We start from the raw sequence: 234 nt of genomic DNA, 5'->3' as shown, positions 1-234 counted from the left end.
ATGGTGGGTCGTGCGGGATTCGAACCTGCGACCAATTGATTAAAAGTCAACTGCTCTACCAACTGAGCTAACGACCCGCTGTGATGCGGTACTACTCAACCACTTTACTCTTAACACTTCATAATGGTGAAAGTGCGGGATGATTCGTCCTGCAGACTCACCCTTACGGGTCAACGCTTTCGCGTTGCTGTCTCACTTCGTTCGGCTCGAACCTTTACGGTTCTCATCCCTACG

1 tRNA gene and 1 other RNA gene are annotated in these 234 nt (G+C 50.4%); both read right to left on the bottom strand.

Annotation, left to right across the window (positions count from 1 at the left end):
• Position 1: 1 nt before the first annotated feature.
• A tRNA-Lys gene (locus DBA33_RS20565) sits at positions 2-77 on the bottom strand.
• Between the two features lie 59 nt (positions 78-136).
• Positions 137-230, bottom strand: a non-coding RNA gene (locus tag DBA33_RS20560) — RtT sRNA.
• Positions 231-234 lie beyond the last annotated feature (4 nt).

The sequence above is a fragment of the Yersinia sp. IP36721 genome (assembly GCF_003634395.1).
In the GTDB taxonomy this organism is placed as follows: Bacteria; Pseudomonadota; Gammaproteobacteria; order Enterobacterales; family Enterobacteriaceae; genus Yersinia; species Yersinia entomophaga.
This window is presented reverse-complemented; position numbering and strand designations above follow the sequence as displayed.